Origin of the sequence: uncultured Tyzzerella sp. (assembly GCF_963558545.1) — a bacterium.
Classification (GTDB): domain Bacteria; phylum Bacillota; class Clostridia; order Lachnospirales; family CAG-274; genus Tyzzerella.
The window spans coordinates 12,934-30,408 of the sequence record NZ_CAUWHO010000026.1 but is presented as its reverse complement, the minus strand read 5'-3'; the positions used below and the strand labels follow the sequence as shown (position 1 = coordinate 30,408).

Sequence of the window (17,475 nt, the reverse complement as noted above, 5' to 3'; positions counted from 1 at the left end):
ACTATAAACTTACAAAACTAGAGAAAAAGAGGTGATATATATTGAAATGGACAGAATATAAAAAGCAGATAGAAGAAAATAAAAGTTTATCAGAAGACTATTATATATTAGGTATAGACCTTGGTACTACAAACTCCATAATAAGTTATTGGGATATAATAAATGAAAAGCCAGAGCCAATAGATATAAGTAATGGATTTGGAAAAATACCTATGCCCTCTGTTGTTCAATATAGAAAAGATGATGATGGAGAAGGAGAATGGGTTATAGGAGAAGAAGCATTTCGTTCTATGAAAATATACCCAGAAACTACTATACGTTCTATAAAAAGAAAAATGGGAACTAATGAAACAGTTGAGCTAGACGGTAAATCTTATTTACCAGAAGAAATATCAGCAAAAATATTAACAGAACTTATAGAGCATTGTAAAAGCTTAAATCCTAAATCAGAAATAGCAGGACTTGTTGTATCTGTACCTTATGATTTTGATGATTCTGCTAAGAAAGCAACTATGAAAGCTTGTGAAATAGCAGGAATATCAGATAAGCTTATTTGCCTTATAGAAGAGCCTAAAGCAGCTGCTCTTGCATATAACTTTAGACATCAACTAAGCCAAGATGAAAAAATAATGGTTTTTGATTTTGGTGGAGGAACATTAGATATAACATTATTTAATGTATTGGAAAAAGATGAAAATCATATAAAGTTACAGGTTATAAGTGAAGGTGGAAAGGCTTATCACGGTGGCGACAATGTAGATGAATATATATTAAATAAATGCTACGATTTTATAGAAGAAAAGGCCAACCAGAAAAGAGAAGATTTAAATCCAGAAAATATGGTAGAGCTTATTTGTCGTGCTAGAGAATCTAAAGAGCGTCTTTCTGGTGTAAGAACATTTAGGATACCTTTTACATTTTGTATACCACCTTTTGTGGAGCAAATGACAAGAGATGATTTAGAAGAAATTATAAATCCTTTTATAGAAGAAACAAGAAAGCTTGTTTTAAAGGCTTTAAGAGAAGTTTATACAGGTGCATTAACTGCTGATGACATAGATAGAGTATTATTAGAAGGTGGTTCTTCCCAAATGCCTTGGGTTAAGGATATGCTTATAGAAATATTTAATAACGAAAGTAAAATTTATACATCAGAGCGTCCAGCTTTAGATATATCTTTAGGTGCAACATATTATGCAGCTATGAAAATGGGACTTTTATCATCTCCAGATATAGAAAGTGAAAAAATGTCTATTGAGTTTGAGGTTACAGTTCCTCACGATATAGGACTAGAAATAGAAAATAATGGTGTAAAATCTTTTTATACGATGATTAGAAGAGGAACTCCTTATGCACTTGCTAAAAAAGAGCAAATATTTACTCTTTCTGGTAAAGAAAAAGAGGATATGACTAGCTTTAGCCTAAAAATAATGGAAAGAATAAATAAAGAAGATACAATAGAAAAATGTAAATTGATAGGCGAAGTTTTAGTAAAAGATTTACCAGAAAGACCAAGTGGAAAAACAAGACTTAATATAACTTTACAAGTAGAAGAAGAGGGTGGTCTTGTTAAAGGTTCTGTTACAGATATGGGATATGGCACAGAATATGAACCTTCTGGATATAGAGAAAATTTTGACCCAAGCAGATTTAATAAAACGGTTTTGGAGGGCTAAAAGATGGGATACTTAGGAATAGATTTAGGTACAACAAACTCTGTTGCTACTATATATAAAGATAAAGATGATAGCATAGAGGTAGTAAAAATAGATGGTACAGATGAGGTGTTACCTTCTGTTGTAAATTATCAAGTATTAGATAGAGAGGAAATAATAGTAGGAGAAGAGGCTAAGCTTTCTTCTATTATATATCCAGAAAGTACTGTTATATCTGTAAAAAGAAAAATAGGTACAGATGAAAAGATATATATAAATGGAGATGAAAAAACACCAGAACAAGTTAGTTCTGAAATATTAAAAAAATTAAAAAAATCTGCAGAAGAACAATCTGGAGAGATATTTGATGAAGTTGTTATTACACACCCTGCATATTTTAATGATAGACAAATATTTGCTACAAAACAAGCAGGTATACTAGCAGGGTTTAAAAATGTATACCTTTTATCAGAGCCTTTAGCAGCTGCTATAGAATATGGTTACAAACAAGGGTATGCACAGACATTACTTGTTTATGACTTTGGTGGTGGTACATTTGATGCTTGTGTATTAAAAGTTAGCATAGATGAAGATGGAGAAGAAATTTTTCAAGAGCTTTCAGATGTTGGAGATATGAACCTTGGTGGTGATGATTTTGACGCAGAGCTTATAAGGTTTATGAAAGAAAAATTTAAAGAAGATAGTGGTGTAGATATAGATAGTATTGATGATTTAACAAGAAAAACAGTTATGCAAAAGCTAAAACAAGAGGCAGAGCAAACTAAGAAAAAATTATCTGGTACAGGAAAGGCATCTATAAAAATAAATCCACTTGTTATTATTGATGGTGTTCCTAAAAATTTATCTATAGATATAACAAGAGAAGAATTTGAAGCAATTATTAGAAAATATGTAGAAAGAAGTAGAGAAATTTTAGAAGAAGCCCTAAAAAGAGCAAATAAAGAACCAGATGAAATATCTAAAGTTATATTGGTAGGTGGTTCTACTCTTATACCTATGGTTAAAAGAATGGTAGCAGGCTTTGTAAAAGAGCCTTATAGAGCAACAGACCCTGCTAAGAGTGTTGCTATGGGTGCAGCTATTTATAATTACCTTATACATTTACCTAATAGAAATGTTAAGGTAGGGCAAATAACAAGACAAATTTTTGGTACAGAAGCTATAGTTAATATAGATACAATGGAAAGAGGGCTTATACCTATTATACCTATGGGTAGTCCTATACCAAGTAAATTTTCAGACTCTAAATTTTCTAATGCTAATGGTGCTAGTACAGTTTATGTTGATGTTTATCAATGGGAGCAAGGAGATGAAAAAAACAAAAAATATATAGGTACTGCAATACTAGATGGCCTTAAAGGAACATCTCAAATAGAGATAACTTATGCTATTGATGAAAATAACCTTTTTGAAGTGTACCTAAAAGATGTTAATACAGGAAAGATAAAAATTACAGAATTTGATAGAACAAAAGTTTCTGCACCACCTAAAAAAGAAAATATTACACCAAAAGGTACAGAGAATGTTAATATAACATTTTTAATAGATACTACAGGTAGTATGGATAGCTACATAAATGGTGTTAAAGATAGAGCTATAGAATTTTCTAATATATTAAGTGAAAGAGGAGCTAAATTTAAGCTTGGTCTTATAGGCTTTGGAGATTTAAATGAAAAAGAAAGACCTAGTGTTTATAATTTTACAGATGATGTGGAAAAATTTAAGCGTCAAGTTAAAAATATACCAAGAACATATGGTGGAGATATACCAGAATCTTCTTTAGATTCCTTAGAAACAGGTGTTCAGCTTTTACAAAATTCTGTACTAGAGCCTGACAGCCAGAATATATTTATATTAATAACAGATGCTCCACCTCACGTTCCTACTAACAGTGGAAAAAGTATTGAAGATATTTGCCAAATGTTAAAAGAAGCTAAAGTTACAACATATGTTGTAGCAAGACGTGACAGAGAAAGTTTAAAATCTTTTGACCCTGTTACTGTACCAAATGGAAAATATTATGATTTAAATGATAAATTTTACGATATATTAGATAATATAGCTAAAAGTATAACAGAGCTAGTAAGATTATAAGAAGGTGGTTGTATGGTGTCTAGCTTAAAGCTTAGTATGGCAGAAGATATTATTATACCTCCATATAGGCTTACAAATGGCATAAGCATTTATTCCGTAGAAGAAGCTATATATCTTTTTTATAAAAATTTTAAAGAATATAGCACAGATTTTTTTGAAGATAAATTTATAAACTGGGTTTATAACGACCTTTTAAATGTAGAAGTGGCTAATAAATTGATGGATATAAAAAAACAAAAAAGTTTTTATCAAAAAAGTATAGAATTTTTAACACTTAATAATTTTTATTCATCAGAGGAAATAGAAAATATATCACTAGAGCTTTTTAATTGGGAAAAAAGAGGACAAGTAGAACGTAAAAAAATAAAAGGTGATAGATTTTTTAAGGAAAATATGTTTGAAAAAGCTATAGAAAGTTATAAAGATGCTATAGATTTTGATATTTCTAATGCTATTTTATATAATAATGTAGGTATATGTTATATAAGACTTAAAAATTATGATTTAGCTTTAAGGTATTTACAAAAAGCTATAAATATAGATACAGACAACAAAGATATATTATTTAATATTATTGAGTTGTTAATAGAAAAAGAAGATTTTGAGTACGCTAAAGAGTTTATAGATAGTTTAAATGACAATATGTTATATAGTAAATATTATTATTTAGGTGAGATATATTTTAAACAAAAAGAGTATACTAAGGCTAAAGTTTCTTATACTAAGGCATATTTATTTGAAAAATCTAATAATATAATATTAAAGCTTGCTACTTGTTATATAAATTTAAATTTATATGATAAGGCTATAAAATGCTTGAATATTATAGAAGATAGTGATATTGATATTTTGATAGCTAAAAGTGAAATATATGAAAAAATTAATAATATACCTATGGCAATAAAATGTATAGAAAGAGCTAATTTTTATAATAGAGATAATTATATATTATGGCTTAAATTAGCTAGATATTATAGGCAAGATTATAACATTTTAAAAGCAGAAGGAGCTATATATAAAGCATATACATTAGCACCAGATAATGAGGAAGTATTGTTTGAGCAATCTTTAATAAAAAAGGCACAAGGAAAGTTTAAAGAGTATAGAAGTATACTTTCAAAGATACTACAAAAATCTAGTAAAAATTATAAAGAAAGTTTATATAATAGCAATAAACAGTTGTAAATAAATATTTTATAAAAAGGCATATTGTAATTTTATCAATATGCCTTTTTATATGATTATTTAAAGTTATGGTAATTTTTATTATAATTATACAATATATTTATGTATATATTGTATAATTGTGTGTATTTATATTTACTAAAAATTGTTTTATAATATAAAAAAGGTGGTGAGATTTCCAGTTGAATAATAATATTTTACAAAATCAAACAATATTTAAAGGGAAAGAAGATTTTAATTCAAACTCTTTTAGAATTCCATTTTTAGCTATAACCAAAAAAGGTACGCTAATATCTGGTGGAGATGTAAGGTATGTAGATAGTACAGACTATAACAATATAGATATTGGTATTGCTAGAAGTGAAGATGGAGGTAAAACTTGGATAGATAAGCAAATTATTATAAAAAATAATGGTATAATGGAGCATTCTAGAAAAATGGACGGTTGTATCCTTGTGGATTATAATACAGGTAGGATTTTTATATTTGCACTTTCTATTGACAAACAATACCATTTAGATTCTAATAGTAATGAGAATCAAAATTTTGTTTATGTTTATTCTGATGACGATGGTAAAACCTGGTCTGATGAAATTAGCCTTAAACATCTTTGCGATGATGATTGTATTTTATTTTTCCAATGTCCTGGTAATGGTATACAATTAAAAGATAAAACATTAGTTGTACCTGTTCAAAGATGGGTTGAAAATATACATAAGCATAGAAGCTTTGCAGGTATTATTTATTCTAAAGATAATGGAATAACTTGGAAAAAATCAAAAAGTTTTATAGAAATTTATACATCTGAAAGCTCCATTGTGGAGGTTAAAGATAACGAGATTATAATGTCTTGTAGAAGTCCACTAACAAATGCTAGAGGATTTTATAAAACTAATAATTTAGGAGAAACTTGGGAAGAATACGATTGTCATAATACAATTTTAGAATTTGGAGGGTGTCAATCTCCTTTATACAAATTTACTGCACCTAATAATAAAGAATACTTTGTGCAAATGGCAGTACAACAATATGATTCATTATGGGAAAGAAATAAGTTAACACTTTTTAGCTCTGAAGATTGCATTAACTGGAATAAAGTTTCTGAAATTGTTCATAGTTCTAATTATGGTTACTCTTGTATAACTTATGACGAAAAAAGACAGGAGTTATATGCTTTAACCGAATATGAAAATGCACTTCATTTTTATAATTTAACTTGTTTTTTACCAAATATTATGTCTAATATTGATAACTATAATAGTCAAGCCATAAGTAAAATACACCAGTTTCCTACATATTCAAAGGGACATTACTTTAACATAACAAAAAAAGATTGTTGGTATAAAATTGCTACATTAAAATTAAAAAAAGACTCATTTTGTCTTATAAAATTAAATTTTTTAGGGTTTAATACAAACACAGATGTTACTATAAAAGTTAAACAAAATGAAGATTTAAAAGACTTAAAAAATGTTGATTTTAAAGTAACTCAACTAGAAAGTAATGAAGAAAAATTTTCTTTTTTACCAGTTTTAAAGAAAGATGATTATTTTGTTTATGAAGTATTTTATAAGCAAAATGATATAGATAAAATTAGTGTATCTATATTAAATAGTAATTGTTCAAATTTTGATAATGCTAATTTTAAAATTTATACTAATTTTATAGATGATAACATAGAGGAAAAAGCTTTATTAAATTTACCAAAAAGTTTAAATGATTTAGGAAGTATAATTATATAATTCATTTAATGATTTGTCTAAATAACATATTGATTAATATTAAATGATATGGTATAATCAATACCGAAATCCTACTAAAAAGATAAAATATAAAAGTATTTTGTAGGATTTTAAAATAATATATATATAGAAAAGGAATAGAATTTTATGAATTGGTTTATCTTATCATTAATCGCTATGTTATTTTGGAGTGGCTCAGACTTATTTTCAAAAATAGGCTCTAGGCCAAATGACAAATATAGCCATTGGAAAATGGTAATAGTTGTTGGTGTTGTTATGGGGATACACGCATTATATATGATATTTGTAAAAGGTGTTGAATTTGACATAGCTAGTATTATTACATATTTACCAGCATCTATTTTATATATTTTATCTATGATATTTGGATATGCAGGGCTTAGATATATTGAGCTATCTGTATCTTCTCCAGTATGTAATTCATCTGGAGCGGTTGCTGTTATTTTATTTTTTGTGTTTTTAGGTGAGAGGGTAACTCTTTTACAAGGAATTGCTGTTTTTATTGTTTGTTTAAGTGTATTTCTACTTTCATATATCGAAAAGAAAAAAGATGATGTCATTAGAGAAAAATCTGAAATAAAATATCAAAAAAGCGTATTGGCAATTATATTTCCGTTGTTATATTGCTTAATAGATGGTCTTGGAACATTTGTAGATGGACTTTTATTAGATAAATATATTAAAGCAGAACAGGCTAATATTGCATATGAATTTACATTTTTAATTATAGCTATATTTGCTTTTATTTATGTAACAGTAATTAAAAAGGAAAAAATTCAAGTTTTAAAAGAAAAATCAAAAATTGCAGCTGCACTTTCAGAAACAGCAGGTCAATTTGCATATATTTTTGCTATTGAAGCAAACGCTATCTTGGCAGCACCTATAATTTCATCATATTGTATATTATCATTAGTATGGAGTAGAATAGTTTTAAAAGAAAAATTATTGGCAAAACAATATATTGTTATTTTTATGGCGGCTATTGGTATTGCAATATTGGGAATGGAATAAAATAATAAAAAGGTATGGCTATTAATTAATTTAAAAAGCCATATCTTTTTTATATTTTTATTTATAATATGGATATTTTATGTTATTAGAAATATTAATTAAAAAATAAATTAATATTATAAAGTTACTTATATATGTCAATATCCTATATTTATATTAAGCTATAAAAGTGAATATCCTTATATTTTTATAGCCTAAAAGGACAAGAAAAGAAATGATTATTTTTGTATAATTACAATATAATTAACATATATATTTTAGTATAAAAAGTATAATAATACTATTATACTTATCTTATTATATATACATAATGACTAAATGTGTTTTATTGTTATAATTAAGGAGGAATAAAAATGCTAAAAATTGTTGGGGAAGACTTTTATTATAATAATGAAAAAACTACTATAATAAGTGGAGCTATTCATTACTTTAGAATGTTTAAAGAGCAATATAAAGACAGGCTCTTAAAATTAAAAGCTTGTGGCTTTAACGCTATTGAAACATATGTAGCTTGGAACATACACGAGCCTGAAAAAGGACAGTTTGTCTGGGAAGACTTTTATAGCTTAAAAGAATTTTTGGAAATAGCAAAAGAGCTAGATTTAATGGTATTTTTAAGACCAGGACCATATATTTGCTCTGAGTGGGAATTTGGTGGTTTTCCTTATTGGCTTTTAAAAGAAGAAAATATACAATTAAGATGTTATAATGAGATATATTTAAAACACGTTGATGACTGGTTTGATGTTTTAATTGAATATATAAAACCTTTTTTATCAAGTAATGGTGGGCCTATCGTTGCTATTCAGGTAGAAAATGAATATGGAAGTTATGGTGAAGACAAGAAATATTTAAACTATATAAAAGATGGGCTATTAAAAAGAGGTGTGGATACTATTTTATTTACATCTGATGGACCTACAAGATATATGCTTTCTGGTGGAGAAATAGATGGTGTTTTAAAAACAGTTAATTTTGGCTCAAGAACTGTAGATGCTTTTGATTTACTAAAAGAAACTCAGCCTAACAAACCTGTTATGTGTATGGAGTTTTGGAATGGTTGGTTTGACCATTGGGGAGATGTTCATCATACAAGGGACCCTAAAGAAGTTGCTTTTGAGTTTGAAGAAATGCTTAAATATGGTGGAAATGTTAATTTTTATATGTTTTTTGGAGGGACAAATTTCGGATTTAGAAACGGTGCAAATTATTATGATAAATATAAGGCTACTGTAACAAGCTATGACTATAATGCTCTTCTTACAGAAGCTGGAGATATAACACCACAGTATTTAGAAACTAGAAAATTAATAGAAAAATACATAGGTAAAATAGAGTTAGATATTCCTAAAGATTCTAAGAAAATTGCATATGGTAAATTTAAATTAACAGAAAGTGCAAAATTATTTGAAAACCTTAATAATTTAACATCGCCTATACAATCTGTATGTCCTGAACCAATGGAAAAATATGGGCAAGATTTTGGATATATATTGTATTCTAAAAAAATTGTAGGCGTTAGAGAAACATTGCCTTTAAGAATAATAGATGTACACGACAGGGCAACAATATTTTTAAATAAGGAAAGAAAATCTGTATACGAAAGAGATGGAAAATTTGACTTATCTTTTAATGTTTCAGAAGAAGGGGTTTTATTAGATATTTTAGTTGAAAACCAAGGAAGAATAAATTATGGACCAAAATTAAAAGATTATAAAGGTATAACACAAGGGGTAACTTTAGATAATCAGTTTTTATATCACTTTGATGTTTACACACTTCCTTTAAATAATTTAGATAAATTAGAATTTAATAACGCAGAAATTGAAAAAGAAAATATGCCTACTTTTTATAAAGGTATTTTTGAAATAGAAGAAGTGGCAGATACATTTTTAAAATTAGATAACTTTAAAAAAGGTGTTGTATTTATAAATGGATTTAATGTAGGTAAATATTGGGAAGTAGGACCTACAAAAACTTTATACATTCCAGAACCTTTATTAAAAATAGGTAAAAATGAAATTATAGTATTTGAAGAAGAAAAATGTGAAGCATTAGAAATTGAATTTATAGATTTACCTATTCTTGGATAATATTAAGACTTTATAGAAAATATTTATATAAAGGAGCTGATAAATATGAAAGATAAAGTTAATTTGGCTATGATAGGGTTAGGTGCAAGAGGTATAGGCCTTTTACAATTAGTATATTTACAACACGAAGATGTGGAAATACCAGTAGTTTGTGATGTATATGAAGATAGATGTCAAGAAGCAGCAGATTTAATAGAAAAAACAGGTAGAAAAAGACCAATAACAACAACTAACTATAAAGATATATTAAATGATAAAGACATAGATGCAGTTATATTATGCACATCTTGGGATAAACATATAAATATATGTATAGAATTTATGGAAGTTGGCAAATATGTAGGTTGCGAAGTTGGTGGAGCACATTCTATACAAGAATGTTGGAAACTTGTAGAAGCATATGAAAGAACAAAAACGCCAGTAATGTTATTAGAAAACTGTATTTATGGTAGAGATGAAATGATGATAGAAAATATGTCAACACAAGGTATTTTAGGAAAGATTGTACATTGTGAAGGTGGTTATCGTCACGATTTAAGAGAAGAAATTGCATATGGAAAAGAAAAAAGACATTACCGTTTGCTTAATTATATACATAGAAATGGAGAAAACTATCCAACTCACGAGCTAGGGCCTATTGCAAAAATTTTAAAAATTAATAGGGGTAATCGTATGATAAGCCTTACATCAATTGCATCAAAATCTTGGGGTATGAAAGAATATATAAAAGAACATAAAGCAGATGATATAGAGCTTGTAAATACAGATTTTGCTCAAGGAGATATAGTAAATACAATTATAACTTGTGCTAATGGAGAAACTATTACCTTAACACTTGATACGACTTTACCAAGATATTATTCTAGAGGATTTTATGTACAAGGAACAAAAGGAATGTACTGTGAAGATAATAAATCTCTTTTTATAGAGGGAGAAGAACACGAAAAAGACCATTTTAACTGGCAAAAGCATTGGGGAAATGTAGAACAGTACCGTGAAAAATACGACCACCCTGTATGGAAAAAATATTTATCAGAAGGAATAAAACAAGGACACGATGGTATGGACTGGTTAGTATTTTGTGATTTTGTAGACTGTGTAAAAAATAAAACAGAAGTACCAATAGACGTTTATGATATGGCAGCTTGGATGTGTATTACAGCCTTGTCAGAGCAATCTATTGCTATGGGTGGGCAACCTGTTGCTATACCAGATTTTACAAATGGTGCTTGGATAAGTAGAAAGTAGTACAAAAAATAATAATTTTTAAAGGAGAATAAAATGAGATACCAACATATAGATAATTTAATTTTAAGGTATAATGAGCCAGCACCATTTAATTACGAAGGTTGGGAGCATTATTCTCTTCCTATAGGAAATGGTACAATAGGTGCTAGCATTTTTGGAGGAATAGAAAAAGATAAAATTTATTTAAATGAAAAATCTTTTTGGTCTGGAGGGCCTTCCCCAAAAAGACCTGACTATATAGGTGGAAATTTAAAAGAAAAGGGTGAATATGGGAAAACTATAAAGGAAATACAAAAGTTATTTAACGAAGAAAGAGAAAAAGAAGCAAGCAATCTTTGTGAAAAATTAGTTGGATTAGAAGATGCTGGTGGTGGAAAAGGATATGGATATTACCTTAGCTATGGAGATTTAGTATTTGACTTTTTTGGACTAGAAAAAGAAAATATTAAAGATTATAAAAGAACTTTAAATATAGAAAAAGCTATATCTACTGTAGAATTTAAAACAGATGATACAAAATATATAAGAGAATATTTTGTAAATTATGAATACAATGTCTTAATAATACGTTTTATTGCAGAAGGTAAAAAGCAGTTAAATATGTCTATTTCTATAAATCCTAATAATTTTTGTGAAGAAAATTTACCAGATAAAGATGCTTATGAAAGAGAATGGGAAACTACTCTAAGTACGGGAGAAATAAAAGTTTTAGGTAAATTAAAAGATAATTATTTAAAATTTTGCTCTGTAACAAAAGTAATATGTAAAGATGGTGACATAGAAGAAAATGATGAAAAGCTTATTGTAAAAAATAGTAAAGAAGTTATATTAATAACATCTATAGTAACAGATTATGAAAATACATATCCACATTATAGAACTAAAGAAACTGATTTAGAGCTTGTTTCTCGTGTGAAAGGTTATGTAAAAAATGCACAGGATAAAGGTTTTGAAGGGCTACTTAAAAACCATATAGAAGATTATACTAAGTTGTTTAATAGGGTAACTTTAAATATTGGACAAAATAATACAAAATTAGCTACTGATGAATTATTAAAAAAATATAAATCTGAAGATATAACAGAAGAAGAAAAAAGATTTTTAGAAGTTTTATTATTTCAATACGGTAGGTACCTTTTAATATCATCTTCTCGTGAAATAAATGATGACAAAGTTTTACATAATTTACCTGCAAATTTACAAGGTATATGGGTAGGGTGTAACAACTCTATTTGGCATTCTGACTATCACATTAATGTAAATTTGCAAATGAACTATTGGCCAGCATATAATACAAATTTATCAGAATGTGCTAAGCCATTAATAGGATATGTAGATTCTCTTAGAGAACCTGGTAGGGTAACTGCTCATATTTATGCAGGGATAGAAAGTACACCAGAAAATAAAGAAAATGGCTTTATGGCACATACACAAAATAATCCATTTGGTTGGACTTGTCCAGGGTGGTTATTTGACTGGGGTTGGTCTCCTGCAGCTGTTTGTTGGGTATTACAAAACTGCTTTGAATATTATTTATACACAGGTGATAAAGAATATTTAAAAAATAAAATATATCCTATGATGAGAGAAGAAGCTATTTTTTACGACCAAATTTTAATAAAAGATAAAGATGGCAAGTTAGTATCATCTCCTAGCTTTTCTCCAGAACACGGGCCAAGAACATCAGGAAATACATATGAACACTCGTTAATTTGGCAATTATATGAAGACACAATAAAAGCTGCTAAAGAGCTTAATGTAGATTTTGATAAGGTTAAAATATGGCAAGAAAATCAAAAAAATTTAAAGGGTGTTATAGAAATTGGTAAAGATGGACAAATAAAAGAATGGTATGAAGAAACAAAACTAAACGTTTTTGGAGAAGGGTATAATCATCGTCATATATCACATCTTTTAGGATTGTTCCCTGGTACTTTAATATCTGATAAAAATAAAGAATTTTTACAGGCTGCTCGCGTATCTCTTGAAAATAGAACGGATAAAAGCACAGGGTGGGGTATAGGACAAAGAATTAATACTTGGGCAAGGATTGGAGATGGAAATAAGGCATATAAGTTAATTAAGGACTTATTCTCTATAGGTATTATGGAAAATCTTTGGGATACACACCCACCATTTCAAATAGACGGAAATTTTGGATTAACATCTGGTATTGCAGAAATGCTCTTACAAAGTAGAAATGGGATTATAAAACTTTTACCAGCTATTCCAGATGATTGGGACAGTGGTGAAGTTAAAGGCCTTGTAGCTTGTGGAAATGTAACTGTAAATATAAAATGGCATAAAGGAAAATTAAAAAAAGCAGAGTTATTTTCTAAATATGCTAAAAATATTATCTTATCTGGAGATAATATAACAAATGTTAATATAACTGATGAAGAGGGAATGGAAATTGGAAAAACTATAATTTGTGATACAGAAATTTCTTTTAATGTAATGTTAAATAAAAATTATTTAGTTACTTTATAGTAATAAAAATCAATTTTTTAATACTCTTTATTCAAAAACAGATATTCCTATATATTTTTATTCGTAAAAATTGATACAAACACCCCTATATAATTTTTCCTTTAAAAATATAAGTCATATCTTATTTGTATTTAATTATAACATTAAAGACTACATTATATTTGTAGTCTTTAATGTTATAATCTTATTTAAATTTTTATACTTTATTTTTTAATCTATATTCGGAAGGAGATATTCCAAATTCATTTTTAAAAGTTCGTGAGAAATTTAGTTGATTATAGTAGCCTACACTTTCTGAAATATCTTTAATAGGAAGAGATGTTAATTTCAATTTTTCACAAGCTTTGGACATACGATATTTTATTAAAAACTGTTGAAGGCTAATATTTTTATCTTTTTTAAAAATTTTTGTTAAATAACTTCTATTTAAATTACACCAATTAGCTATATCTTCTACTTTTATATCATTTTGATAATTTTGCTCTATAAACGCTATAACTTCTCTTATGTAAAAATCTTTTAATGTGCCTCCAATAATATCTTTTTTGGGGTTACTTCCTTTTACAAGGTAATCAAAAAATAAATATAAATGTGCTATAAGGTTTAAAGATGACTCTAAAGAATTGTTTACTATATACAACATTTCATCTTTTATATTTTGAGAAGTTTCTTTGCATTTTGGTATATAAATAGGATAGTCTTTAGTCAACTTTATAATATTTAAAATTTCTACTGCTTTTATACCGTCAAATTCTAGCCATACATATTCCCAAGGGTCATTTTCATCTGCAAAATAAGATGTTACCTGCTCTGGAAAAATAATAAATCCCATATCTTTTTCTAGGTTATAAACTTTTTCTCCAAAATTATCTTTTGTTTTAAAACTACCCTTACCAGAAATAATATAATGAAAAAGAAAATGATTTTTTTTCCTAGGACCACAAGAATGTAATTTTGTGCATTGTTGCCAACCGTATTGGTATAATGTAAGGTCTATATATACATCATTTTTAAATATGTTAAAAACTAAATCTTCCATAAAGTCACCTCGTACAATACTAAAAATACATTTTTAAAAGAATATATCAAAATGGTGTTATTTATATCAATATAAGGGAAAAACAATTATTTTGATATAAATAATTTATTATTAAGATATTTATTTATTATAATTTTTAGTATATCATAAAATTAATAATATTAAAAGGAAATTTTAGGAGGGAATAAAAATGACAACTAAAATTAAAGAGTGTTTTTATGACAAATTTGGGAAAGATGGTGAGATTTTAACTTTCTTTTCCCCTGGTAGAATTAATTTAATAGGTGAGCATATAGATTATAACGGAGGGTGTGTTTTTCCTTGTGCCTTAACAATAGGTACATATGGTGTTGTTAGAAAACGTGAAGATAACAAAATAAGATGCTATTCACTTAATTTTGAAGAAAAAGGCATTATAGAAACAGAAATAGATGATTTAAAATATGAAGAAAATCATAATTGGGTTAATTATGTAAAAGGTGTTATTTGGGCTTTTGAACAAAAGGGACATAAAATAAAAAATGGATTTGACTTTGTTTGTTTTGGTACAATACCTAATGGCTCTGGACTTTCTTCTTCTGCATCTTTAGAAATATTAATTAGTAAAATTTTAATAGATTTAAATAATATAAATATGGATATGATAGAAGCATCTTTAATAAGTCAATTTGCAGAAAACAAATTTATAGGTGTAAATTGTGGTATAATGGACCAATTTGCCATAGCAATGGGTAAAAGAGATAATGCTATATTTTTAAATACAAATACATTAGATTATAAATATGCTCCTTTAAATCTTAAAGGTATGAAAATAGTTATATCTAATACAAATAAAAAAAGAGAACTAGCAGATTCTAAATATAACGAACGTAGGGGCGAATGTGAGGATAGCTTAAAGGAAATTAAAAAAGTTAAAAATATAGAGGCTTTAGCAGACTTAATACCAGAAGAATTTGAAGAAATAAAAGATGTTATTAAAAATCCAATTTGGCAAAAACGAGTTAAACACGTTGTATATGAAAATGATAGAACAAAAAAAGCATATGAATTTTTACAACAAGATAAAATTGCACAATTTGGAGAGCTTTTAAACATTTCTCATAAGTCTTTAAAAGAAGACTATGAGGTTACTGGTATTGAGCTAGATACTCTTGTAGAAATAAGCCAAAAACAAGAAGGTGTTATAGGCTCTAGAATGACAGGAGCAGGTTTTGGAGGTTGTACTGTTAGTATAGTTAAGGAAGATTTTGTAGATAAATTTATAGAAAATGTAGGTAAGGGATATCAAGAAAAAATAGGTTATAATGCAGACTTTTATGTAGCAGAAATAGGTGATGCTCCAAAACAAATTTAATATAAGAATAGAGGTGCTTTTATGAAAGTTTTTATTGCTATTGAAAATTTAATTTTATATGCTATTAAAAATAACTTAATACAAGAAGAAGATGTTATTTTTACAAAAAATAAAATATATGAAATTTTAAAAATAGAAGATTTAAAAGATGCAGAACCAACAGGCAATGTTGACTTAGAAAATATTTTAAAAGATATTTTAGACTATGCTTTAGAAAATGGGTTAATAAATGACAGTGTTACAGAAAGAGATTTATTTGATACAAAAATAATGGGGACTTTAATAGATAGACCAAGCAATATAAGAAAAACATTTTTTGAAAAATATGAAAAAAGTCCTAAAGAAGCAACAGATTATTATTATAAATTAAGTCAAGATTCTGATTATATAAGAAGATATAGAATAGAAAAAGACGTAAAATGGCAAGTTGAAACAGAATATGGTATATTAGATATAAGCATAAATTTATCTAAGCCAGAAAAAGACACTAAAGATATTTTACTTGCTAAAAATACAAAAAGCACTGATTACCCTAAATGTCCTTTATGTAAAGAGAATGAGGGGTATATGGGTAGGTTAAATCACCCAGCTAGACAAAATCATAGAATAATGCCTGTAAAAATAACTGGTTCAAATTGGTTTTTTCAATATTCTCCTTATGTTTATTATAATGAGCATTGTATAGTTTTTAGTGGAGAACATATACCTATGAAGATAGAAAGGGATACTTTTGCTAAGTTGTTAGATTTTATCAAAATTTTTCCACATTATTTTGTTGGCTCTAATGCAGATTTGCCTATAACAGGGGGTTCTATTTTATCCCACGACCATTTTCAAGGTGGAAATTATACATTTTGTATGGAAAAAGCACCTATTGAAAAAGAATTTAAAATAGACGGCTTTGAAGATGTAAAAGTAGGCATAGTTAAATGGCCTATGTCTGTTATAAGGTTATCAAGTGATGATACAGATAGAATAATAGACCTTGCAGATAAAATTTTAGAAAGTTGGAGAAATTATACTGATGAAGAATGTTTTATATTTTCGCATACAAATGGTGAAGTACATAATACTATAACACCTATTGCCAGAAAAATAGGGGATAAGTTTGAACTTGACTTAGTTTTAAGAAATAATATAACAACAGATGAACATCCTTTTGGTGTTTATCATCCACACGAGGAACTTCATAATATTAAAAAAGAAAATATAGGCTTAATTGAGGTTATGGGACTTGCAATTTTACCACCTAGATTAAAATCGGAAATGGAGATTGTAAAACAATATATTTTAGAAAATAGAAATATTGAAGAAAATGAAAAAATACAAAAGCATAGCCATTGGGTAAAAAGTTTTATAAATAATTATAATGAAATAACAAAAGATAATATAGATGATATTATTAGGCAGGAAATAGGAAAAACTTTTTTAACTGTTTTAGAACACGCAGGTGTATTTAAAAGAGATGAAAAAGGTAAAAAAGGTTTTGAGAAATTTATAAATAATTTAAATAAATAATTTG

11 protein-coding genes are annotated in these 17,475 nt (G+C 27.4%); 10 read left to right on the top strand and 1 reads right to left on the bottom strand.

The window, feature by feature from the left end:
* The first annotated feature begins 41 nt into the window (after nucleotides 1-41).
* The 8 genes from R5Z65_RS05675 (at nucleotide 42) to R5Z65_RS05640 (ending at nucleotide 13,560) form a co-directional block, all read left to right on the top strand.
* Nucleotides 42-1,676 (top strand): DUF5716 family protein, encoded by a 1,635-nt coding sequence (locus tag R5Z65_RS05675; RefSeq protein WP_317367699.1) that lies wholly within the window; start codon nucleotides 42-44, stop codon nucleotides 1,674-1,676.
* 3 nt (nucleotides 1,677-1,679) lie between these two features.
* Nucleotides 1,680-3,770 (top strand): Hsp70 family protein, encoded by a 2,091-nt coding sequence (locus R5Z65_RS05670; protein ID WP_317367697.1) that lies wholly within the window; start codon nucleotides 1,680-1,682, stop codon nucleotides 3,768-3,770.
* Nucleotides 3,771-3,782: 12 nt separating this feature from the next.
* Nucleotides 3,783-4,955: a tetratricopeptide repeat protein gene (locus R5Z65_RS05665; protein ID WP_317367696.1), complete on the top strand. Its 1,173-nt coding sequence runs from the start codon at nucleotides 3,783-3,785 to the stop codon at nucleotides 4,953-4,955.
* A 182-nt stretch (nucleotides 4,956-5,137) separates the two neighbouring features.
* A complete protein-coding gene (locus R5Z65_RS05660) occupies nucleotides 5,138-6,697 on the top strand; it encodes a sialidase family protein (RefSeq protein ID WP_317367693.1) in 1,560 nt (519 codons plus the stop codon).
* Between the two features lie 147 nt (nucleotides 6,698-6,844).
* The gene (locus tag R5Z65_RS05655; RefSeq protein ID WP_317367692.1) at nucleotides 6,845-7,729 is read left to right on the top strand and encodes an EamA family transporter; all 885 of its coding nucleotides are present in this window, start codon (nucleotides 6,845-6,847) and stop codon (nucleotides 7,727-7,729) included.
* A 353-nt stretch (nucleotides 7,730-8,082) separates the two neighbouring features.
* The gene (locus R5Z65_RS05650) at nucleotides 8,083-9,822 is read left to right on the top strand and encodes a beta-galactosidase (protein WP_317367690.1); all 1,740 of its coding nucleotides are present in this window, start codon (nucleotides 8,083-8,085) and stop codon (nucleotides 9,820-9,822) included.
* 45 nt (nucleotides 9,823-9,867) lie between these two features.
* Nucleotides 9,868-11,070, top strand: coding sequence for a Gfo/Idh/MocA family oxidoreductase (locus R5Z65_RS05645; RefSeq protein WP_317367689.1), 1,203 nt, complete (start codon nucleotides 9,868-9,870; stop codon nucleotides 11,068-11,070).
* 33 nt (nucleotides 11,071-11,103) lie between these two features.
* Nucleotides 11,104-13,560, top strand: coding sequence for a glycoside hydrolase N-terminal domain-containing protein (locus R5Z65_RS05640; protein ID WP_317367688.1), 2,457 nt, complete (start codon nucleotides 11,104-11,106; stop codon nucleotides 13,558-13,560).
* A gap of 196 nt (nucleotides 13,561-13,756) precedes the next feature.
* Here the strand turns inward: R5Z65_RS05640 and R5Z65_RS05635 are convergent, their stop codons facing one another.
* Nucleotides 13,757-14,599, bottom strand: a complete 843-nt coding sequence (locus R5Z65_RS05635; RefSeq protein WP_317367686.1) for an AraC family transcriptional regulator — start codon at nucleotides 14,597-14,599, stop codon at nucleotides 13,757-13,759.
* Nucleotides 14,600-14,789: 190 nt separating this feature from the next.
* Between R5Z65_RS05635 and R5Z65_RS05630 the strand changes: the two genes are divergently transcribed.
* Together R5Z65_RS05630 and galT are read left to right on the top strand one after the other, a co-directional pair.
* Entirely contained in the window at nucleotides 14,790-15,953 is a 1,164-nt protein-coding gene (locus R5Z65_RS05630; RefSeq protein WP_317367684.1) for a galactokinase, read from the top strand.
* Nucleotides 15,954-15,974: 21 nt separating this feature from the next.
* The gene (gene galT, locus R5Z65_RS05625) at nucleotides 15,975-17,471 is read left to right on the top strand and encodes a UDP-glucose--hexose-1-phosphate uridylyltransferase (RefSeq protein WP_317367682.1); all 1,497 of its coding nucleotides are present in this window, start codon (nucleotides 15,975-15,977) and stop codon (nucleotides 17,469-17,471) included.
* The last annotated feature ends 4 nt before the right edge of the window (nucleotides 17,472-17,475 follow it).